The 21,288-nt window shown below is 65.2% G+C and carries 20 protein-coding genes; 14 read left to right on the forward strand and 6 right to left on the reverse strand.

The genetic code is table 11. The features are described from left to right. Positions 1–137: 137 nt before the first annotated feature. The 10 genes from AC1DMY_RS19820 to AC1DMY_RS19865 all read left to right on the forward strand — a co-directional run bounded on the left by AC1DMY_RS19820 (position 138) and on the right by AC1DMY_RS19865 (position 9,976). Entirely contained in the window at positions 138–2,180 is a 2,043-nt protein-coding gene (locus AC1DMY_RS19820) for a M3 family metallopeptidase (protein WP_477166571.1), read from the forward strand. A 59-nt stretch (positions 2,181–2,239) separates the two neighbouring features. Further along, positions 2,240–3,019 (forward strand): exodeoxyribonuclease III, encoded by a 780-nt coding sequence (xth, locus tag AC1DMY_RS19825; RefSeq protein ID WP_477166572.1) that lies wholly within the window; start codon positions 2,240–2,242, stop codon positions 3,017–3,019. Between the two features lie 32 nt (positions 3,020–3,051). Next, a complete protein-coding gene (locus AC1DMY_RS19830; RefSeq protein ID WP_477166573.1) occupies positions 3,052–3,729 on the forward strand; it encodes a YecA/YgfB family protein in 678 nt (225 codons plus the stop codon). 114 nt (positions 3,730–3,843) lie between these two features. Beyond that, positions 3,844–4,677 (forward strand): pirin family protein, encoded by an 834-nt coding sequence (locus AC1DMY_RS19835; RefSeq protein ID WP_477166574.1) that lies wholly within the window; start codon positions 3,844–3,846, stop codon positions 4,675–4,677. 359 nt (positions 4,678–5,036) lie between these two features. Further along, positions 5,037–5,495, forward strand: a complete 459-nt coding sequence (locus tag AC1DMY_RS19840) for an SPFH domain-containing protein (protein ID WP_477166575.1) — start codon at positions 5,037–5,039, stop codon at positions 5,493–5,495. A gap of 296 nt (positions 5,496–5,791) precedes the next feature. Continuing rightward, a complete protein-coding gene (gene rsmG, locus AC1DMY_RS19845; RefSeq protein WP_477166576.1) occupies positions 5,792–6,427 on the forward strand; it encodes a 16S rRNA (guanine(527)-N(7))-methyltransferase RsmG in 636 nt (211 codons plus the stop codon). Positions 6,428–6,479: 52 nt separating this feature from the next. Next, a complete protein-coding gene (locus AC1DMY_RS19850; protein ID WP_477166577.1) occupies positions 6,480–7,343 on the forward strand; it encodes a ParA family protein in 864 nt (287 codons plus the stop codon). A gap of 2 nt (positions 7,344–7,345) precedes the next feature. Then, a complete protein-coding gene (locus AC1DMY_RS19855) occupies positions 7,346–8,218 on the forward strand; it encodes a ParB/RepB/Spo0J family partition protein (protein ID WP_441601850.1) in 873 nt (290 codons plus the stop codon). A 491-nt stretch (positions 8,219–8,709) separates the two neighbouring features. Further along, positions 8,710–9,426 (forward strand): glycosyltransferase, encoded by a 717-nt coding sequence (locus AC1DMY_RS19860; protein WP_441601851.1) that lies wholly within the window; start codon positions 8,710–8,712, stop codon positions 9,424–9,426. A gap of 181 nt (positions 9,427–9,607) precedes the next feature. Continuing rightward, positions 9,608–9,976: a DUF488 domain-containing protein gene (locus AC1DMY_RS19865; protein WP_441611151.1), complete on the forward strand. Its 369-nt coding sequence runs from the start codon at positions 9,608–9,610 to the stop codon at positions 9,974–9,976. 4 nt (positions 9,977–9,980) lie between these two features. On the opposite strand, the gene AC1DMY_RS19870 is transcribed toward AC1DMY_RS19865, so the two are convergent. Together AC1DMY_RS19870 and AC1DMY_RS19875 are read right to left on the reverse strand one after the other, a co-directional pair. Next, entirely contained in the window at positions 9,981–10,940 is a 960-nt protein-coding gene (locus AC1DMY_RS19870; RefSeq protein WP_477166578.1) for a patatin-like phospholipase family protein, read from the reverse strand. A 94-nt stretch (positions 10,941–11,034) separates the two neighbouring features. Further along, on the reverse strand, positions 11,035–12,006 hold the full coding sequence (locus AC1DMY_RS19875; RefSeq protein ID WP_477166579.1) for a helix-turn-helix transcriptional regulator: 972 nt from the start codon (positions 12,004–12,006) through the stop codon (positions 11,035–11,037). A 143-nt stretch (positions 12,007–12,149) separates the two neighbouring features. On the opposite strand from AC1DMY_RS19875, the gene AC1DMY_RS19880 reads away from it, so the two are divergent. Both AC1DMY_RS19880 and AC1DMY_RS19885 read left to right on the forward strand, forming a co-directional pair. Continuing rightward, positions 12,150–13,052 carry a hypothetical protein gene (locus tag AC1DMY_RS19880; protein ID WP_477166580.1) on the forward strand — a complete coding sequence of 301 codons (903 nt, stop codon included), beginning with the start codon at positions 12,150–12,152 and terminating at the stop codon, positions 13,050–13,052. A 112-nt stretch (positions 13,053–13,164) separates the two neighbouring features. Beyond that, a complete protein-coding gene (locus tag AC1DMY_RS19885) occupies positions 13,165–13,989 on the forward strand; it encodes a DUF481 domain-containing protein (protein ID WP_477166581.1) in 825 nt (274 codons plus the stop codon). A gap of 72 nt (positions 13,990–14,061) precedes the next feature. Here the strand turns inward: AC1DMY_RS19885 and hemC are convergent, their stop codons facing one another. Beyond that, positions 14,062–14,979, reverse strand: a complete 918-nt coding sequence (gene hemC / locus AC1DMY_RS19890; protein ID WP_477166582.1) for a hydroxymethylbilane synthase — start codon at positions 14,977–14,979, stop codon at positions 14,062–14,064. 137 nt (positions 14,980–15,116) lie between these two features. On the opposite strand from hemC, the gene AC1DMY_RS19895 reads away from it, so the two are divergent. Next, the gene (locus AC1DMY_RS19895) at positions 15,117–15,785 is read left to right on the forward strand and encodes a tetratricopeptide repeat protein (RefSeq protein WP_477166583.1); all 669 of its coding nucleotides are present in this window, start codon (positions 15,117–15,119) and stop codon (positions 15,783–15,785) included. Positions 15,786–15,824: 39 nt separating this feature from the next. Here the strand turns inward: AC1DMY_RS19895 and AC1DMY_RS19900 are convergent, their stop codons facing one another. The 3 genes from AC1DMY_RS19900 to AC1DMY_RS19910 form a co-directional block, all read right to left on the reverse strand. Further along, complete coding sequence (locus AC1DMY_RS19900; RefSeq protein WP_477166584.1) at positions 15,825–16,529, reverse strand: LytR/AlgR family response regulator transcription factor; 705 nt, start codon at positions 16,527–16,529, stop codon at positions 15,825–15,827. A gap of 10 nt (positions 16,530–16,539) precedes the next feature. Further along, positions 16,540–17,586 (reverse strand): sensor histidine kinase, encoded by a 1,047-nt coding sequence (locus tag AC1DMY_RS19905; protein ID WP_477166585.1) that lies wholly within the window; start codon positions 17,584–17,586, stop codon positions 16,540–16,542. A 74-nt stretch (positions 17,587–17,660) separates the two neighbouring features. Next, a complete protein-coding gene (locus tag AC1DMY_RS19910; protein ID WP_477166586.1) occupies positions 17,661–18,326 on the reverse strand; it encodes an alpha/beta hydrolase in 666 nt (221 codons plus the stop codon). Between the two features lie 238 nt (positions 18,327–18,564). Between AC1DMY_RS19910 and AC1DMY_RS19915 the strand changes: the two genes are divergently transcribed. After that, positions 18,565–21,000, forward strand: a complete 2,436-nt coding sequence (locus AC1DMY_RS19915) for a S9 family peptidase (RefSeq protein ID WP_477166587.1) — start codon at positions 18,565–18,567, stop codon at positions 20,998–21,000. Positions 21,001–21,288: the final 288 nt, after the last annotated feature.

Raw genomic sequence — 21,288 nt, forward strand, 5'->3', positions numbered from 1 at the left:
GCGCGGGATGGTACGGGCCCGGATGTGACAAATCGTGACGAGGGGCGTGGTGGCGGCTTGATTTCGCCTACCCGGGTCGCCACGCTGAGGGCAGTCCGCAGACCCGCCATCGGCAGGCCGGGCGTTCAGGAGACACCATGGAAAACACCAATCCGCTGCTGGCCGACGACGCACTCCCGGCGTTTTCGCAGATCCGCCCCGAGCATGTCACGCCCGCCATCGATACCCTGCTGGCCGAATACCGTGCCGGCATCGACGCGCTGACCGGAGCCAACGCGCCGCACGATTTCGACAGCGTCATGCTCACCCAGGAGCGACTGGAGCAGCGCCTCGCGCGCGCCTGGGCGCCGGTGGGCCATCTGCATTCGGTGGCGGACAGCGAAGCGCTGCGCGAAGTCTACGGACCGGCGGAGGAAAGACTCACCGACCACGCCATCGAAGTGGGCCAGAACCGCGAGCTCTACCAGGCCGTGCAGGCATTGGCCGATGCGCCGGACTTCCCGCGTCTGTCGCGTCCGCAACGCGCGTTGGTGGAACATGCGCTGCGCGACTTCCGCCTTTCCGGCGTGGCGCTGGAAGAACCCGCGCGCTCCCGCTATCGCGAGATCGGCGTCGAGCTCAGCCGCCTCTCCACCGAATTTTCAAATGCTGTGCTCGACGCCACCGATGCGTGGCACGAACACATCACCGACGAGCGCGACCTGGCCGGCATTCCCGAGTCCGGCCGCGCCGTGCTGCGCCAGTACGCCAAGGAGCAGAACCTCGACGGCTATCTGGTCACGCTCAAGCAGCCCAGCGTGCAGGCCGTGCTCACTTACGCCGACAACCGCGGCCTGCGTGAACGCGTGTACTGGGCGTACCAGACGCGTGCTTCCGACCAGGGCCCGCAGGCCGGCAAATTCGACAACAGCGGCCGTATCGATCGCATCATGGCGCTGCGCTACGAGGCGGCCCAGCTGCTCGGCTTCGCCAATGCTGCCGAAGAATCGCTCGCCACCAAGATGGCCGCCTCGCCCACCGAGGTGATGGAGTTCCTGCGTGATCTGGCCAACCGCGCCAAGCCGGTGGCGCGCAACGAACTCAATGGGCTGCGTGAGTTCGCCACCAACGAACTGAAGCTCGACAACCTCGAATCCTGGGACGTCGGCTACGCCTCGGAAAAGCTTCGCCAGCAGCAGTACGACCTCGACGAAGAACAGCTCAAGCCCTACTTCCCGCTGCCTGCGGTGATCGAAGGCCTGTTCGGCCTCACCCAGCGTTTGTACGGCATCACATTGAGCGCGCGCGAAGACGTCGATGTATGGCATCCGGATGTGCGCTACTACGACGTGCGCGATGCCGATGGCCGGGTGTTCGCCGGTGCTTATGTGGATCTCTATGCGCGCACCGGCAAGCGTGGCGGCGCATGGATGGATGTGTGCCGCGCGCGCTTCCGCGATGGCGGCAACGAACAACTGCCGGTGGCCTTCCTCACCTGCAATTTCGCGCCGCCCACCGAAGGCCGCCCGGCCCTGCTCACGCATGACGACGTGCTCACCCTCTTCCACGAATTCGGCCATGGCCTGCATCACCTGCTGACCGAAATCGCGCTGCCTTCCATCGGCGGCATTGACGGCGTGGAATGGGATGCGGTGGAACTGCCCAGCCAATTCATGGAGAACTTCGGCTGGAACCGCGAAGCGCTCGATCTGTTCGCGCGCCACTATGAAACCGGCGAACGCCTGCCGGAGGAATTGTTCCAGCGCATGCTGGCGGCGCGCCATTTCCACGCAGGCCTGTTCCTGGTGCGCCAGCTTGAATTCGCCATGTTCGATTTCCGCCTGCACCTGGAATACAACCCGAACCAGGGCGCGCGCACGCTGGAAGTGCTGGAAGAAGTGCGCCACGACGTGGCCGTGCTGCATCCGCCGGCCTGGCAGCGTTTCCCGCATGCGTTCTCGCACATCTTTGCGGGCGGCTACGCCGCCGGTTACTACAGCTACCTGTGGGCCGAACTGCTCAGCGCCGATGCCTTCGGTGAGTTTGAGGAACACGGCGTCATCGACCGCGCCACCGGCGACCGCTTCCGCCAGGAAATTCTCGCGGTGGGCGCCAGCCGCCCGGCCATCGAAAGCTTCATCGCATTTCGCGGTCGCGCGCCCGAGCCCGAGGCGTTGTTGAAGAGTCACGGACTGGCCTGAAGCACGCCGCCGCTCGCAAGAGCGGCGGCCTCTCGCCACTCATCGCTTACAATGCCCTCATGAAAATCGCCTCATGGAACGTGAACTCGCTGAAGGTGCGCATTCCGCACCTCACGCAGTGGCTGGCTGATGCGCAACCGGACGTGGTCGCGTTGCAGGAAACGAAGCTGGAGGACCACAAGTTCCCGGTGGATGAACTGGCGGCAGCCGGTTACCGCGCGGTGTTCTCCGGCCAGAAGACCTACAACGGCGTGGCCTTGCTGGCGAAGGCCGACCTGAAGGGCGAGTTTGAGGATGTCGTCACCGACATCCCGAATCTGGACGACCCGCAGCGGCGCATTCTTGCGGCCACCATCGGCGGTGTGCGTGTGGTGGATCTGTACGTGGTCAACGGCAAGGCCGTGGGCGATGAAAAATACGCCTACAAGCTCGACTGGCTGGCCAAGATGCGCGAGTTCCTGGCGCGGGAAATCGAACGCCACCCGAACCTGGTCGTGCTGGGCGATTTCAACATCGCGCCGGATGATCGCGACGTCTACGACCCGGTCGCCTGGGGCGAGGACATCCTGTGCTCGCCGCCCGAGCGCGAGGCGCTCAAGCGCATCACCGAACTGGGCCTGCACGACAGCTTCCGCCTGTTCGAGCCGGCCGGCGAACACTTCAGTTGGTGGGACTACCGTCAGGCAGCCTTCCGGCGCAACATGGGCCTGCGCATCGACCTGATCCTGATCGGCGACGCCCTCAAATCCGCGGCAAAAACGGCCACCATCGACCGTACGCCACGAACCTGGGAACGCCCCTCTGATCACACGCCGGTAACGGTTGAGCTGGATATCTGAAGTAACAAAGCAACACTGCAAACAGGCAACGGATGAATACACCCAAGACCGAGTGGCCCAGTTCGCTAGGCGACGACGAACTCGACGAGCTGGACCAATACCTGCGCGGCCATGTCGGCGAGGACGACCTGCTGCTCGATGGCGTGCATGGCCTGCTCTCCGCGCTGGCGGTGGGCCCGACGCTGGTATTGCCCGAAGAGTGGCTGCCCGAAGTGCTGCACGAACCCTTCACCGACGAGAACGAAGGCAACCGCGTCCTGGCACTGCTGGCCAAGCTCAACGATTCGATCACCGCCGAACTCGAGGTCGAGGCTTATGAGCCCATCCTCGGCGAAGTGGATACCGAAACCGGCCCGGTGCTTTCCGCCGCCGGCTGGTGCGAAGGTTTCAGCCGCGGCATCGACCTGCGGGCCGGCCTGTGGGAAAAGCGTCTGGCCGACGATCCGCAGCTGATGGAAATGCTCGGTCCGGTGATGGCGCTGGCGGTGGACGAGGGCATCCTCAACGCCGACGCGGAATTTGAAAAGCTCAGCGACGATGAATACGACGAGTGCCTGTCGCAGGTGCCGGCCGTGCTCGGCGCGGTAAATCACTACTGGAACGAGCATCCGGTGAGCGAGGCGGAAGTCGAAGCCGCCGTGCGTCCGGCCGAGGAAAAGGAACCATCGTCGGCGCCGCCGCGTCAGCGCAGCGGGCATTGGGTGCATTGAGCGAGGGGCTGGCCCCTCGCCGCTCTCGAAGGAAACAATCCGTTCCACCCACGCGTCTTGGGCTTGAGCCGCCGCAGCGCCATCATGTTGCCAGTCCACTTTCTGGAGACAGCCATGACTGAGCGCAGCATTGTTCGCCGCATCCGCGGCATCGACACCTCCGACGGCGCGGGTGTGAAGCTCAAGCGCGTCATCGGCCAGCCCGGCCTGGACATGCTCGATCCGTTTCTGCTGTTGGACGAGTTTCGTTCCGACCAGGCGGGCGATTACATCGCGGGCTTCCCCGAGCATCCGCATCGCGGCTTCGAAACGGTGACCTATATGCTTGCCGGCCACATGAAGCACCACGACAACCATGGCAACAGCGGCGACCTGGTGCCTGGCAGCGTGCAGTGGATGACTGCCGGCCGCGGCATCCTGCATTCGGAAATGCCGGAGCAGGAAGATGGCCTGATGTGGGGCTTCCAGCTGTGGGTGAATCTGCCCGCGAAGGACAAGCTGATCGCGCCGCGTTACCAGGACATCGGGCCGGAGCGCATTCCGGTCGCGCGTCCGGCGGAAGGCGTTGAGGTGAAGGTGATCGCTGGTGAGTTTGGCGGCGTGACCGGCCCCGTGGCGGAAATCGTCACGCAGCCGATCTATCTCGATATCTCTGTGCAGCCCGGTGCCTCGGTGACCATTCCGTTGCCCGAAGGCCACGCCGGCTTTGCCTATGTGTTTGATGGCAAGGACGTGGATGTTGCGGGCGAGCCGCTCGCCCGTAGCGAACTCGCGGTGTTGTCGCGCGATGGCGAACTGCGCATCGCTGGTCGCGATACGGCGGCACGCGTCCTGCTGGTCGCGGGCCATCCGCTCAATGAAGCGGTGACCCGCTACGGGCCGTTCGTGATGAACACGCCTGAAGAAATCCATCAGGCCATCGCCGATTTCCGCGCTGGGAAGTTCTGACGCGCGGGCGTTCCGCAGAAGCCGCACCAACAGCCACCCCGGTACGCCGGGGTGGCTTTTTTCTGGGCGCAAGAGGCGAACGAGGCGACTTCCCATGGCGGACGCTAAAGCCCGCGTGTCGGCCGCCGTTAACGATTTGTAAGGGAAGTACCAGCCGCGCCCAGCCGGTTGGCAAGATCAATGCATGTCCACCGTGCCTGCTAGCAAGTTCTCAAAATCAGCAACTTAGCTCGAAAGTTGGGTTGTAAGCGGGCGCAGGAATGTCGTTAAATAAGGATTAATCTAAACAGGTGCAAGTAGCTGTACTATCAACTTACAGTTCTTGCGAAGAAAACACACATAACTCGCTGTATTTTATTATGAATGCCCTGATTACACTCGTTGTCCTGGCCTTGATCGCGACCTTCGTCGCTGCGATCAAGCGCGTGCCGGCCGACCAGGTGCATAGCCTCTACCGCCGAGGCAAGCCGTACCGCCTGCTGCAGCCGGGTACCCACATGTCGCTCCCGCTGATCGACCGGGTGGAGCACCGCATCAACCTCAGCGGCCAGGTGCTGCGCTTCGAGGAACTGCTGGCCGACGCCCACGACGTGCGCGGCACGGTGTACTGGCAGGTGCTGGAGCCGGAACGTGCCGACGCGGTGATCGACCACGCCGACCAGCTGATCCGTGGCGGTGCCCTGGCGGCGCTGCGGGACGAGCCGGAGGCGTATAGCGCCGATCGTCGCGACCTGGGCTCGCGCCTCAAGCAGAGCATGAACGGCGCCCTGCGCGAGCGCGGCATGATGGTCACGCGGGTGGAGCTGGAATTCGCCTGATCCGGTGTGCTGCCGGACAGGCCCTGGCGAAGGTGGCCTCAGAGCACCCGCCACAGGGGAGACCCTTGAAGCCCGCTACAGCGGGCTTTTCTTTGTCTTGTAGCTGGAGCTGACCTGGTTGTGGGAGCGCACCCTGTGCGCGACAGGCGCCCGAGCGCCACCTCGACAACCGGTTCTCGCGAGGCGCTCAAGCGCCTGTCGCGCACAGGGTGCGCTCCCACAACGGGTTGCCCTGAACTGGCGTCCCACCGCTGACACCCGGATACTTGCCTGTCCCCTTTCAGCAAGGCTCTCCCATGACCTCACGCCAAGACCTGCAAACCCGGCTGGAGCGCGGCATAGCCGCGCTTGGCGTGAGCTTGCCGGCGGGCGCGGTGGAGCGCCTGCTCGACTACCAGGCGCTGCTGGCGCGCTGGAATGCCACCTACAACCTCACCGCGGTCCGCGATCCAATGGAGATGGTCAGCCGCCATCTGGTCGATTCGCTGGCGATCCTGCCGTATGTGCAGGGCCAGACGCTGGCCGATCTGGGCACAGGCCCAGGCCTGCCCGGCATTCCGCTGGCGATTGCGCGCCCGGAGCTGCAGGTACTGCTGGTGGACTCCAATGGCAAGAAGGTCCGCTTCCTGCGCGAGGCGATTCGCTCACTCAAGCTTGAGAACGTGCGCGCGGTGCAATCCCGCGTGGAACAAGTGGAAGGCCAGTTCGATTGCATCACCGCCCGCGCCTTCGCCAGCCTGGAGGACATGCTGGCCTGGGGTGGTCACCTTTTGACCAAGGACGGCATCTGGCTTGCCATGAAGGGCAGGCATCCGGACGAGGAACTGCCGGGCGTGCCCGCCGGTTTTGAGGTTCGCGCCATCCATGCGCTCGCCGTGCCCGACGTGGGTGGCGAGCGTCACCTTGTGGTACTAGGCCGCACCGCTGGCTGAGCAGGCTGCTAATCTAGCCCCCTTTTCACTCGTTCACGGTATCGACGACACCATGGCCCGCATCATCGCTGTCGCCAACCAGAAAGGTGGTGTCGGCAAGACCACCACCGCCGTCAACCTCGCCGCCGCGCTGGCTGCCGCCAAGCGCAAGGTGCTGTTGGTCGATCTCGATCCGCAGGGCAACGCGACCATGGCGTCGGGCGTGGACAAGCGCGTGGCCAAGCCGAACGGCTGCGAGGTGCTGCTGGACGAGGCGCCGATCGAACAGGCCATCGTCAAGACCGAAGCGCATTACGACCTGCTGCCCGGCAACGGCGACCTTACCGCCGCCGAACTGAAGCTGATGGACGCGATTGCGCGCGAAAGCCGCCTCAAGGACGCGTTGTCCAAGATCGCCGATCGCTACGACATCGTGCTGATCGACTGTCCGCCATCGCTGCACCTGCTGACACTCAATGCGCTGACGGCGGCCACCGGCCTGCTGATTCCGGTGCAGTGCGAATACTTCGCGCTGGAAGGTCTTTCCAGCCTGCTCGACACGGTGAAGGCCGTGCGCCAGCGCCTCAACCCCACGTTGGAAATCGAAGGCCTGCTGCGCACCATGTACGACGTGCGCAACAACCTTGGCAACGAAGTATCCGCGCAGCTGACCACGCATTTCGGCGACAAGGTGCTGCGTTCGATCATTCCGCGCAACGTGCGTCTGGCCGAGGCGCCCAGCCATGGCCAGCCGATCCATCTGTATGACCGCAGCTCGCGCGGCGCCATCGCCTATATCGGCCTGGCCGGCGAGATGATCCGCCGCGATCGCAACCAGCAGGCCGCGGCGCTCGAACACGCCAACGACGTGGTCACGCCGACGCTGCACGAGAGTGACGAGACGCTCGACGACATCGTCGACATCCATCAGGAGTAAGCATGTCCGCTGCGAAAAAACGAGGCCTGGGACGCGGGCTCGATGTGCTGCTCGGCGGCAATGACGAACCCGGCAAGCCCTCGGTGCTCGAGCAGGAAGGCGAACTGCGCCACCTGCCGATCCAGCAGATCCAGCCCGGCAAGTACCAGCCGCGCCGTCACTGGAACGACGAGGCGCTGGACGAACTGGCGGCCTCCATACGCGCGCAGGGGCTGATCCAGCCGGTAGTCGTCCGCGCCATCGGCAAGAACCAGTACGAGCTGATCGCCGGCGAGCGCCGCTGGCGTGCCGCGCAGCGCGCGCAGCTGTCGGAACTGCCGGCGCTGGTGAAGGACGTGCCGGAAGTGGCGGTGCCCGCCATGGCGCTGATCGAAAACATCCAGCGCCAGGACCTCACGCCGCTCGAAGAAGCCGACGCGCTCAAGCGCCTGATCGACGACTTCGCGCTCACCCATCAGCAAGCGGCCGATGCTGTCGGTCGCTCGCGTGCATCCGTTTCCAACCTGCTGCGCATGACCGAGCTGCCGGCTTCCATCAAGCGCCTGCTTGACGAAGGCAAGCTGGAAATGGGCCACGCCCGCTGCCTGATCACCCTGCCTGAAAGCATGGCCGAAGGCCTCGCCCTGGAAGCCTCCCGCCACGGCTGGAGCGTGCGTGAACTGGAAGAAGCTGCCCGCCGCGCGCAGACGGCGCCCAAGGGCAAGGCCAAGCACACGCCGTCGCGTGATCCCAATGTCGACGCGCTGGAGCGCGAACTTGGCGAGCGCTTTGCCACTCGCGTGGAGTTGGCGCAGGGGCGCGGGGGCAAGGGCAAGTTGGTGATCCACTATCACAGCAATGATGAGCTGGATGGGATTTTGGGGAAGATTCGCTGAGGCGAATTGCTTCGCCCTTCTTCCCGTCATTGCGCCCGTCGCGCCATACGGGGCCCCTGGCGCCAAGCGCCACCAAACGCCCGGCCTAGCCGGGCGCTTTTTTTTTGTAGGAGCGCACTTGTACGCGACCAGCCGGCGGAGCGTTACACCCTGGCGCAGCGGTCGCGCACAAGTGCGCTCCTACAAGGGATGCACGCCGGTGGGGGCGGTCAGCGTTGCCGGCCGGCTCTTTGTGGGAGCGCACCCTGTGCGCGACCGCCACGCTTGGGTGTACCGCTCCGTAGGCTTGTCGCGCACAGGGTGCGCTCCCACAGGCAAGCCCGCACGACGGCGGAGGCTCGGCTTTAAGAGCGGCGATCAGCATTCATCCGAGGCTCGGTCGAGCGCCGGAAGTCCCCTCAGCAGCCCCGCCGCCTGACGCCAGCCCCTCCACCCACTAGAATAGGCCCCTGGCGCCCACGCGCCCCCTGTTAGAGACCAAGGCCCTCCCCATGCCACAACTGTCCGTCGTCGTGCCGGTGTTCAACGAGCGCGACAATATTCCGCCGCTGCTCGCCGAAATCGCCGCTGCCCTGCGTGGCAAGGTGGACTTCGAGGTCGTCTATGTGGACGACGACTCCAGCGACGACAGCGTGGCCGTGCTGGCGGCGGAGAAGGCGAAGTACCCGGAGCTGCGCATCGTGCGCCACCTCACCCGCAGCGGCCAGAGCACGGCGGTGTGGAATGGCGTGCGCGCGGCGCGTTCGCCGTGGATCGCCACCCTCGACGGCGATGGCCAGAACGACCCGGCCGATATTCCCAAGCTGCTCGCCCAGCGCGAACAGAGTGGCCCGGATGTGCGCCTGTTTGCCGGCTGGCGCACCACGCGTCGGGACAGCTTCAACAAGCGCATCTCTTCCAAGATCGCCAACGCGGTGCGTTCGCGCATGCTGCGCGATTCGACGCCCGACACCGGTTGCGGCCTGAAGCTGTTCGATCGCGACGTGTTCATGCGCCTGCCCTACTTCGACCACATGCACCGCTATCTGCCGGCGCTGGTGAAGCGTGCGGGTTTCCAGAGCACCAGCGTGCCGGTGGGTCATCGCCCGCGCACGGCGGGTACCTCCAAGTACGGCATGCTCGATCGCCTGTGGGTAGGCATTGCCGACCTGCGTGGCGTGGCCTGGCTGATGCGCCGTGGCAAGGTCACCCAGGTCGAAGAGATCTGAGTTAGCGACTGACCTACCTGTGTGTGGGAGCGCACCCTGTGCGCGACTGGCCCACATGTTGGTCTGCGCTACCGATGATCGCGGTGCTATCCGGCACCGCGTTCGCGCACGGGGTGCGCTCCCACAACGCGTTCTTCATCGGCGTATGCTGATGATTCGTGCTTCGGGAGGCCGCCCGTCCATGAGCATCACCGTCAAGCGCATCTATGAGGCGCCCGCCAAGAGCGATGGCTATCGCGTGCTGGTGGACCGCGTATGGCCGCGTGGCATGAAGAAGGAAGACGCCGCGCTCGATGCCTGGAGCAAGGAGCTGGCGCCGTCGACGGCCCTGCGCAAATGGTTTGGCCACGACCCCGCCCGCTGGGAGGGTTTCCGGCATCGCTACGCCACCGAACTCGATGCCGCCGCCGAGCATTGGCGGCCTCTGCTGACGCAGGCATCGCGTCATCGCATCACGCTGTTGTTCGGCGCGCGAGATGAGGAGCACAACAACGCGGTGGCATTGAAGTGCTACCTCGATGCGCTGCTGAAGGCCAACGGCCAGCATTGATCGCTCAGGAGCGGCCGGTAAACACACCCGTGCGCGTGGGCTGCCAGTTGGCCAAGGCCAGGCGCGCCTGCCGGCGGCCCATCTCGATCAATTCGCCGGCGCGATAGAACTCGTACACCGTGGCGACATTGCGCGGCATGCGGATCAACAGATCGGGCTCGTAGGCCGCCAGGCGCAGGCGCGACAGATTGGCCTGCATCAAGTCCATCGATTGCATCAGCAGTTCCAGCATGCCTGGTTCGCGAGGCTTTTCGGTGCCGTGCGGCAGCAGCTTGCCGATGAAGTCGCCGATGCGCGATCGATAGCCCTCGTTGCTCGGGGTGGGCGTTGCTGGGACCTCGTCCGGCGTGCCGGCATCGGGCGGGCCGTCCATGCTCACGGCAAACAGATAGTCCGCCGGATCGCGGATCAGCGGCGTCACCGGCACCGGATTGAGCAGGCCGCCATCGATCAGGCGTCGCTCGGACAAGGTATGCGGACGAAAAATCGTCGGAATGGCGATGGACGCGCGAATCGCATCGAACAGCGGACCGCGGGTGAGCCAGACTTCGCGTTCGCGGTCCAGGTCGGTGGCGACGGCGGTGAAGGCGATGGGCAGATCTTCGATGGCGATGTCGCCAATCAGTCCGCGCATGGTCTCGATGATCCGCTCGCCCTTGATCAGGCCGCCGCCGGACAGCGTCCAGTCGACCAGCTTGAGCACATCCATCTTGGCCAGCGAACAGACCCAGTCGCGGTAAAGGCTCAGCTTGCCGGTGGCGTAGATGCCGCCGATCAGCGCGCCCATCGAGGTACCCGCAATCGCGACGATCTCGTAACCCTGGGCTTCGATCTCTTCGATGGCGCCGATATGCGCCAAACCTTTCGCGCCTCCGGAACCAAGTGCGAGCGCGACGGTCGGTTTTCTGGTGACGTTGGCTTCGGCAGGAAGCGTCGAGGGATCGGCGATATCAGTGGCGCTCATGGCTCAGACGACAAGAAGTAAGTGGGAAGTAGTGAGAAGTGAGAGCGCGCGCAAGGGCTTTCTCTCACTGCTCGCTCCTGTTCACTCACTTATCTCATTGATAGCCGCCCAGTGCCAGCTGCAGCTGGATCTTCATTTCCTCGCGCAGCGACAAGGGCGCCACGACTTCCGCATCCGGGCCGTACTTGAGTACGTCCATCAGCAATTCCTTGGAATTGGAATACGGCACCTGCAGCTCATAGCGGCCGTCGGACAGCCACTCGCCCTTCTGCTGCGAATGCCAGTGTTCGTCGGCGACCCAGCGCGCGGCGTGCTGCGAGAAACGCAGCGTGGCCCAGGCCTTAGGCTTGCCGGCGAAGATGCCGTAGCTGGAGGCCAGCGCGTCGTTGAGTTCCTGCTCGACCACATCGCGTGCGGGATCTTCGAGCGATTGCGGCTCGGCAATGCGATCCACCGCAAAACTGCGCAGCGCTTCGCGGTCGTGATCCCATACATCGAGATACCAGTTGTCGCGGTAGTGCGTCAGGCGTTGCGGCGACACGCGGCGATGACTGTCGGCATTGGTGGTGCGCGCGCGATAACGGAAGCGCAGCTGCTTGCGTTCAAGCACCGAGCCGGCCACTACACGGAACACCTGCTGGTCGAGTTTGCGCTCGCCCCAGGCGATGACGCGGATGCGTTCGATCGGCAATGTCTTGCCGGTGCCCTGGTCGGACAGCAGATGTTCGATGCGCGCCTTGAACGGCGCGAGCGCACCGGCAAGCACGCCCGGCCCGCTGCGACCGATCAGTTCGTTGAGCGCGAGCAGCGCCGCCAGTTCATCCGAGGTCAGCCACAATCCCGGCAGTTCGAATCGTTCGCCTTCGCCCACCGCATAGCGGAACGCGGCGTGTTCGCCGCCGGCGCTTTCGATGGGCGCGCCCAGCGCGTCGCGCAGAAACGCCACGTCGCGATACAGCGTGGCACGCGAGCACTCCAACTCGTCCATCAGGCGAGGAAGGGGCACGGGATAGTGCGCCGACTTCAGCAATCGGTGCAGGGTGAGAATGCGCTCGTAACGATCCATGAAATGATTTTCGACGGCTGCCTCTGCGTAGCATGCGCACCGTTGAGACAAGCCGCAAGTCCACCAAATGGTTGGATTCAGCAAGACCACGCCACGGTCACGCGCACGTGATCCCCCCTTCACGTACAAAAGACGCCACGCTCATGAAGTCCCACCGCCAAGCACAGCCCTTTGCTCTCGTCAGCAGCCAGACCCTGCCGGTGCGGGCGCGGCCACGTCCCTTGGCAGCCACCTTGTTGCATGTCAGCGGCTACGACGGCTTTGGATTGTGGATGGTGCTCGGACTCGCGCTGGCGGTGGGGGTGTATCCCGATGGCCGTGGCGATGTGCTGGTGCCGGTGGCGCTGGGTGCATCGCTGGTTGCGATGGGGCTGCTCGCCGCCTGTGTGCATTCGCGTTGGATGGAGCACTGGCACGGTTGGGTCATCCTCAAGGCATCGCGCCCCACGCGCGATGCCTTGGTGGCACTCGCCTGCGCCTTGCCGGTGCTGGCGGTGGCGGGGCTGGCGCGTGGTGACAATGCGTTCTGGGCGACGCGCCTATCGGGCGCGGCAATGGCCTTGTGCTGCTTCGGCAGCATCATCGTGGCGGCCTACGCCGATGCTCAGCGCCAGGCGCCTGGCATGGACCCGCATCTGGCCACGCAGTTGCCGCTCAGTCGCGTGGTGTCGGCCACTTATGGCGGCGGGCTATGGCTGTGGCTGTGCACGGCCGGCCAGAACACCGATGAGACCATCCTGCATCCGCTGACGTGGATCGTCGGCTTGCTGGTGCTGGCGCTGCTGCGCGGGCTGGTGGAGAGCCTGCGCTGGCAGGCGACCCTGCAGCGGGTGGCCGCCCCGCGCGGTCGGCTGGAATTGCAGCCCAAGCGTTATCTGGCCGCACTGCTGGTGTATGCGGTGCCGTGCGTTGCGTTGTTGCTGATGAGCTTCGAGGACGGCTGGCTCGCCCTGGCCGCCCTGGCTGCCGTGAGTTGCACGGTAGGCATGGCGACCGAGCTAAGTTTGTATGATGAAGCCCTGGCAGCCTTGCCAGACGGCCCCTGAGGGGCCCGTCGCGCGTCAGCGCTGAACAAAACCTCCCCCGGTTCACAGGCAGTTCAATCCGCCCCGCTAAGGTGGCGGCCTGCATATTTTAACGAAAAAGGAACAATCTCAGATGAAAAGCACCCTGATGGCGGGCGCCTTGCTCGCAGCGCTGGCCAGTTTTGGCGCTCAAGCCGACGACGCGTCATCCAATCCGGCCAACAACGGCGGGTGGACGGGTTCGGGCGAATTCGGTTTCGCGTCCTCCTACGGCAACTCCCGCTCGGAAAACATCAACGCCAAGCTTGGCGTGAGCCAGGAAAACGACATGTGGAAGAACAACTTCTTCCTCAATGGCCTGCGTTCGAAGGGCGAAGTCGAGGTGCAGGACCAGCAAGGCAACACCATCGACCGCCTCACCACCACGGCCAATCGCTACGACAGCGGCGCCTCGGTGGGCTACAAGCTCGATCCGCGCAGCTACATCGTGACGGCCGCGCGTTATGAGCACGACGATTTCGGCGCCAACCTGTGGCAGGGCATTGTCTCGGTCGGCTACGGCTATATCGCGCTGAAGACGGAGCGCACCGAGCTGTCGTTCGAAGCCGGCCCCGGTTACAAGCGCTATCGCCCCGCCGACGTCGACCAGGCGGTGACCCAGCCCGACGGCACCACCGAAACCGTGCGCGTGCGCCAGAACACCGTGAGCGAAGCGGTCGGCCGCGGTCTGGTCAATTACAAGTACCGCCTCACCGACAACACCGCATTCGAAGACACGCTGCTGATCGAAGCGGGCTCGGACAACAAGTACTACCAGAACGATATCGGCCTGTCGGTCAGCATGACCAAGAAGGTGGCGCTCAAGCTCGGCTATCAGCTGCGCTACAACAGCGACGTGCAGCCCGGCACGCAGAGCACCGATTCGCTGGTGACGACGAACCTGCTGTACAACTTCTAAGCGTTCGCGCTTTGCCCAAGCCGCCCTGGCTGGCCGTCGACGACGGGTCCATGGGGCGGCTTTTCTTTGGACTCAGTGGCCCAGCAGCGGGCCGGCACCTTGCGCGAACAGCGCTTCCGCCACCTGCTTGCCCAGCGCCTCGGCCTGATCGCCTTCTGCCTCGGCTTGCGCCTGCAGCAGGCGACCGCTGCGCACGTCGCCCACCATGCCGCGCAGGTGCAGGCCGCGCTCGGTCAGCGTGCACCACGCACCCACCGGCACCGTGCAGCTGCCGCCCAGGGCCTGGTTCATGGCGCGCTCGGCGGTGACGGCCAGACGGGTCTGGGCGTCGTCCAGGGCCGCCAGCAAGGCCAGCACGTCGGGCTGATCGGAGCGTGCCTCGATCGCGATGGCGGCTTGTCCCGGCGCGGGCAGCCAGTCAGGAGCGGCGAGACGGCCGCGGATGCGCGAGGCCAGGCCCAGGCGTTCCAGTCCGGCACAGGCCAGCAGGATCGCCTCGTAGTGGCCGGCGTCGAGCTTGGACAGGCGTGTACCCACGTTGCCGCGCAGGTCGAGCAGGGTCAGGTCCGGACGCACGGCGCGCAACTGCGCCTGGCGGCGCAGCGAGGAGGTGCCCACGCGGGCGCCGAGCGGCAGCGCGGCCAGGCTGGCGTAGTCGTTGCTCACGAAGGCGTCGGCGGCGTCGGCGCGCGGCAGGATGGCGGGCAGCGTGAAGCCCGGTTCCAGCTCGGAGGGCACGTCTTTCAACGAGTGCACCGCCAGGTCGGCGCGTCCCTCCAGCATGGCCACTTCCAGTTCCTTCAGGAACAGGCCCTTGCCGCCGATCGTGGCCAGCGGCTGATCGAGAATCTCGTCACCTCGCGTCGACAACGGCACCAGGTCGACGAACAGCCCCGGATGGATCAGGCGCAGCTCCGCCGCGACGTGTTCAGCCTGCCAGAGGGCGAGTGCGCTCTTGCGGGTGGCGATGCGCAGCGTGGTTGGCGTCATGGTGATCTCGGTGGGGGCGTCGCACGAGGCGTCGTCGGGGGCCCCATTGTCGCGTAATTATTGCCGTGGCTGCATTAGGTAGCCGGCCGCACTAGCAGCTATCCTGCGCCCGGGATGGGACAGCAAGGAGTGTTGTCGTGAAGATCCGCAGGGTAGTTGGCAGCGTCCTTTTCATCATCGTCGGCCAGGCCGCGTTCGCGGCGAATGTTCCACCGGTCACTAGCAGCGCTACGACAGCGCTGCCCGTGCTGCTGCCGGATGGACGGCCATATACCGATCCCGACCTATCCGCGCGTGGTTTGCCCGAGGCATCCACGTTCAACCAGGGTGGCTATCCCAGCACGGCGCCGCAGCTTTCGCCCGTGCGCAAACTGACCGACGAAGGCTGGCTGGCGGCGAGCGCGCATCGCGCGGGCGCGGCGCAGATCAACTTCCATCGCGCCTTGCGCATCAAGCCGAACGATCGTCGCCTGCTGTGGGCAGTCGGCTGGAGCATGATCAACCTCAACGACCCGGCGTGTGCGCTCGAAGCCTTCCAACGCAATCTCTCGCTGCGTCCGCAGCAGCGCCCGCAATGGGTGCCGATGGCGATGGCGCTGACCTATACCGCGTCGGGCCAGCGCGACGTGGCCGTGGCCTGGTATCGCGCCGCGGCGCTCAGCGATCCCGTGCGCTTTGGCACCGACAACGCCACCCGCCGCAGCACACTGCACTGGACCGCCAGCGAGCGGACGCTGATCAAGCAACTGATCGGCTATGCATCGCAGGGCGATGGCGCCGAGAGCAGCGAGCTGGCGTCGCGTTGATCGCGACGCGCGAAGCGGCGAGGCATGGTGCTCGCCGCTTCAACCCATGCGCAGCAGCTTGCGCAGGGTCGGCAGATTGCGTCGGCTCACTTCGGGCATCAGCTCGGTGCCGCCCAGTCGTGCGAGCACGCGGCCATCGGTGAGCGTCTTGAGGCCAAGCAGCCGTTGCGCCGGCACCAGGCAATTGCGATGCAGGCGTATCAGGGTGTCCGGATAGGCTTCTTCCAACTGGCGCAGTGATTCTTCCAACAGCAGCTGGCCACCGCGGTGCTGCACCACCACGTACTTCTCTTCGGCCAGCAGGCAGACCACGTCGTCGAGCGCCACGCGCACCTGCTCGCCGCGCAAGCGCCCGTGCAGATAGCCGCCCGTATCGCGCGGCGTCTGCTGCAGGCGCTGGCGTGCGCGCTGCAAGGCTTCGTTGAGTCGTTCGAGCCGGACCGGCTTGAGCAGATAGTCCACGGCGCCCAGGTCGAACGCATGCAAGGCATGGCTTTCGTAGGCGGTGCAGAACACCACCAGCGGACGCTTGCTGCCGGCCAGTCGTTGCGCCAGTGCGGTGCCGCTCATGCCGGGCATGTTGATGTCCAGCAGCAGCACGTCCGGTTGCAGCTCGCCGAGCGCTTCGAGTGCGGCCTCGCCATCGGCCACGCTGCCGGCCACTTCGACATCGTGGCATTCGCCCAGCAGCGCCGCGAGGCGTGCACGTGCGAGGGGTTCGTCGTCAACGATAAGTACGCGCATGGGTTCGGTTCTAGGTTTCCGGCAGCAGCAGGCGCACGATGAAACGTTCGCCTTCGGGGCCCGCGATCACGCGTGCACGCGGACCATAGCGATAGGCCACGCGGCGACGCACGTTGTCCAGGCCGTGGCCGTGGCCGCCGGGCGCTGGCTCGCTGGCCAGCGGGTTGTCGATTTCGATCAGGATGTCGCCGCGCTCGCGCCGGCCGCGCAGGATCACCTCGCCGCCTTCGCGCAACGGCTGGATGCCATGCCGCACCGCGTTTTCCACCAGCGGCTGCAACAGCAGGCGTGGCAGCGGAAACGTATCGGGCAGATCGTCCAGCTCGCGCCTGACCCGCAGGCGTTCGCCCAAGCGCAGCTGCTCGATGTCCAGATAGCGATCGACCAGGCCGAGCTCTTCGCCCAGCGTGCCGTCGCGTGTGCTGTGTTCGCCCAGTGCGGCGCGGAACAGTTCGGAAAGATCTTCCACCGTGCGCTCGGCCGCGGCGGGATCCACCCGCACCAGCGCCGCCACCGTATTCATGCTGTTGAACAGGAAGTGCGGACGGATGCGCGCCTGCAGCGCTGCCACCTGAGCCTGCGAGACTGCCTCGAGGCGGGTCTGCCACTGCGCCAGCAGGTAGAAATAGCGCAGCATCGCGGCACCGAGCAAGGCGGCGATCACCGTATTGTTGAGCACGAAGTCGCCGGTGCTGTCACGCAGCAGCCCCATCTGCATGACGCCGTCCATCCAGTGCACCAGCGCGCTGCCGGCCATCACGATCAACACCATCGCCAGCCACACGGCGGCATACGACGCATGACCCGGCAGGCGCAGGAAAAGCGGACGCAACTTGCACAAGGCCACGCCGATCACCACGGCCAGCCAGTCGGCGAACAACATGCCCACGCTGAAGCCGCGCCAGCCGTGACTGTTGTTGGGTGCCAGCCACATCACCGTGACGGTGACCGAGGCCATGATCAGCAGCGCGAAAATCACCGGCCCGCTGCAGAAGTCAGGCAGCGGGCGATGTTCCGCGCGACTTGGCGCCGGTGCTGTGGTGGTGGACTCCCTCATGTGAAGGAGTATGCCGCATGCGCGAGCAGGCTACTTTGCGCGCCATCCCAGCGAGCGCCGGCAGCAGACGGCCATCAGACGCCCAGGCGCACCGTCATCCACTGGCTCAGGTCGGCCACTTCCTCGCCGCATACGGAGTGCGGCATCGGATAGGTGTGCCAGCTGACCGAATAACCCAGCGACTGCAGCAGATCGCGCGAGCTCACGCCGCGGGTCAGCGGCACGATCGGGTCGGCGGTGCCATGGCCCCAGAACACCGAGGCGTGGCCGTTGGCGGGGCTGCGTTCGCTGGCGAAAGAGTCCTGCAACGGCAGGTAGGTGGACAGGGCAATGATGCCGGCCAGCGGTTCGGCATGGCGCAGGCCGCCCGCCAGCGCGATGGCGCCACCCTGCGAAAAGCCGGCGAGCAGGATGCGCGAGCTGGGTACGCCGCGCTCGTTCTCGCGGGCGATCAGCGCCTCGACACTGGCAATGGACGCCCGCATGCCGGTTTCGTCCTGGCGGGAAATCAGGTCGACGCCCACGATGTCGTACCAGGCGCGCATCGGCATGCCGCCGTTGACCGTCACCGGTCGCACCGGCGCATGCGGAAAAACAAAGCGCAGCGCAGGCCACGCCGGCGACACCAGCTCCGGCACGATCGGGGCGAAATCGTTGCCGTCGGCCCCCAGTCCATGCAGCCAGATCACACTGTGGCCGGGGTTGGGAGCGGTTTCGATCTCGACAGTAGGGAGGGGCATGTTGTTCGCCGTGCTGGGTCTTTCTAGGGGGATAGCATGCCTTGAAGACACGCAGGAGAACCTCACGGAACGCATGGCCCGCAGGGTTGGCCGACAAGATGCCGGCCAGAAGCCCGACATGGGCTTGGGGATAACCGGTAAGACTACCTGCCTAGGCGATCAGTTTGTACGGGACCATCGGCGCTTGTGCGCGCCGGAGGCTTGGCTATGCTCCGACGTTTTGACTGTGGAGCCATCCATGCGCCGAACGCTGTTCGCCGGCCTTGCCGCCCTTGCCACGCTGCCTGCGGCGGCCTTGTCGCCCCCGTCGTCCGGCGGTCAGCTGGACCTGGAAACCATCATGGCCAATCCCGACTGGATCGGCGCCGCGGTGGAACAGCCTTACTGGAGCGTGGATGGCCATAGCCTGTACTACTCGCTCAAGCGCGACGGCAGCAAGGTGCGCGACCTGTACCGCGTCGATGCCGCCGGTGGCCAGTCCACCAAGCTCGATCCCGCCGCCATGGCGCAGGCCGAAGGCCCGGCGGTGTACGACCGCACGCATCGCCACGCCGCCTATGTGATGCACGGCGACGTGTTCATGGTCGATCTCACCACCGGTCGTCATGTGCAGGTCACCCGTTCGACCGAGCCGGAAACCGCGCCGCGTTTCTCCAGCGATGGCCGCAGCCTGCAGTATCGCCAGGCCAACAACTGGTTCGTCTACGACCTCGCCTCCGGCGTGAGCGCGCCGGCCGCCGTGCTGCGCTTTGTCGACGATCCGCAGGCCAAGAAGCCCGACCAGCTCAAGGACATGCAGCTGGAGCTGTTCCGCTCGCTGCGTGAAAACAAGTCCGACAAGGACGCCTCGCGCGACAACGACGACGCGCTGATCGCCGCCGATCCCAGCCGCGCGCCCAAGCCCATCTACCTGGGCGAAGGCGGCGAGCCGGCCGACACCGAACTGTCGCCCGACGGCCGCTGGATGGTGGTGGTGACCAAGCCCAAGGGTGCGAAGGAAGGCAAGCGTCCGGAAGTCACCCATTACGTGACCGACTCGGGTTACGCCGAGCAGCAGGAAACGCGCGTCTATGTGGGCCGCAACGATCCCGCGCCGCAGTCGATGGTGCTGGTGGATCTGAAGTCCGCCAAGTTCTATTCGCTGAAGACCGACGGCCTCCCCGGCATCAAGGATGATCCGCTCAAGGACATCCGCACCAAGACGGTGGCCGCGCTGGAGAAGGACGGCAAGGGCGATGAAGCCAAGGCGCTGAAGGCGCCGGAGATCCGTCCGGTACGCATCGTCTCCAATGCCGACGACGGCGGCGGTGGCGGCATCGTTTGGAGCGACGACGGCCAGAACGTGGCCATCCAGCTGCGCGCCATCGACAACAAGGATCGCTGGATTGCCAGCGTGGACTTCGACAAGCACGCGCTGGTCACGCAGCACCGCCTCACCGACAACGCCTGGATCAACTGGAACTTCAACGATTTCGGCTGGCTCAAGGATGGCCGCACGCTGTGGTATCTCAGCGAAGAAACCGGCTACTCGCAGCTTTATACGAAGGCGCCCGGCGGCAAGGCCAAGGCGCTCACCAGCGGCAAGTTCGAAGTGAGCCATCCGGCGTTGAGCGAGGACGGCCAGTGGTTCTATGTGCGCACCAACCAGGTCGCGCCGTATAGCTACGACGTCTACCGCGTGCCCAGCGCCGGCGGCGAACTTGCCCGCCTCACCCAGGTGCAGGGCATGGACGACTTTGCGCTATCGCCCGACGGTCGCCAGCTCGCCGTGCTGCATTCGGCGCCGTACACGCTGGCGCAGCTGGCGGTGCAGAGCGTCGACGGCGGCGCATCGCGTGAACTCACCAACACGATGAAGCCGGCGTTCACTGCGCACGCGTGGATCCAGCCCAAGATCGTCGGTGTACCGTCGTCGCATGGCGCCGGCACGATCTGGGCGAAGTACTACGGCCCGGCCGATGAAGCCGCCGCAGCGTCGCGCCCTGCCGTGATCTTCGTGCACGGTGCCGGCTATCTGCAGAACGTCACGCTGTCGTATTCCAACTATTTCCGCGAACAGATGTTCCACAACCTGCTGGTGCAGCAGGGCTATGTGGTGCTCGACATGGATTACCGCGCTTCGGACGGCTACGGCCGCGCCTGGCGCACGGCGATCTATCGCCAGATGGGCCATCCGGAACTGGAAGACTTGCTCGACGGCAAGGCGTGGCTGGTGAAGAACCATGGCGTCGACACCAAGCGCGTGGGCATGTACGGCGGCAGCTACGGTGGCTTCATGACGCTGATGTCGCTGCTGCGCGCGCCGGGCGAATTCGCTGCCGGTTCCGCGCTGCGTCCGGTCACCGACTGGACCAGCTACAACCACGAGTACACCTCCAACATCCTCAACGATCCCCAGCTCGATCCGGAGTCGTACCAGGTCAGTTCGCCGATCAACTTTGCCGACAAGCTGCAGGACCCACTGTTGATGCAGCACGGTTTGATCGACGACAACGTGCTGACCAGCGACACCATTCGCATGTATCAGCGCTTCATCGAGTTGCACAAGAGCAATTTCTGGATGTCGTTGTATCCGATGGAGCGGCATGGGTTTACGCATGCGGATTCCTGGTATGACGAGTACCGGCGCATTGATGAGTTGTTCAATACGTACGTGAAGCCGGTGAAGCAGTAACACGCTCTGCTCCCTCTCCCCTGCGGGGAGAGGGTTGGGGCATTGCCACCTTTACGGTGGTGAGTGGGCAACCTTGGGAAGCCGCTTCAGCTGGAGCGGCTTTTTCTTTGGTTGGTCATCCCGGCGCTCCCCACAAGAGGGGGGGCGAAGGCGCTTCCCAACAGCAAAGCTGGTCATCCAGTGACTTTGCGCTTGGTTGTCGCGATACCGCGACCTGGCTCGCCTGCCGCGGGCTTCCGCCCTCCTGCCGGAGGCCGGGCAGATCTTTTGTGGGAGCGCACCCTGTGC

This window comes from Dyella sp. 01L423 (assembly GCF_056399945.1).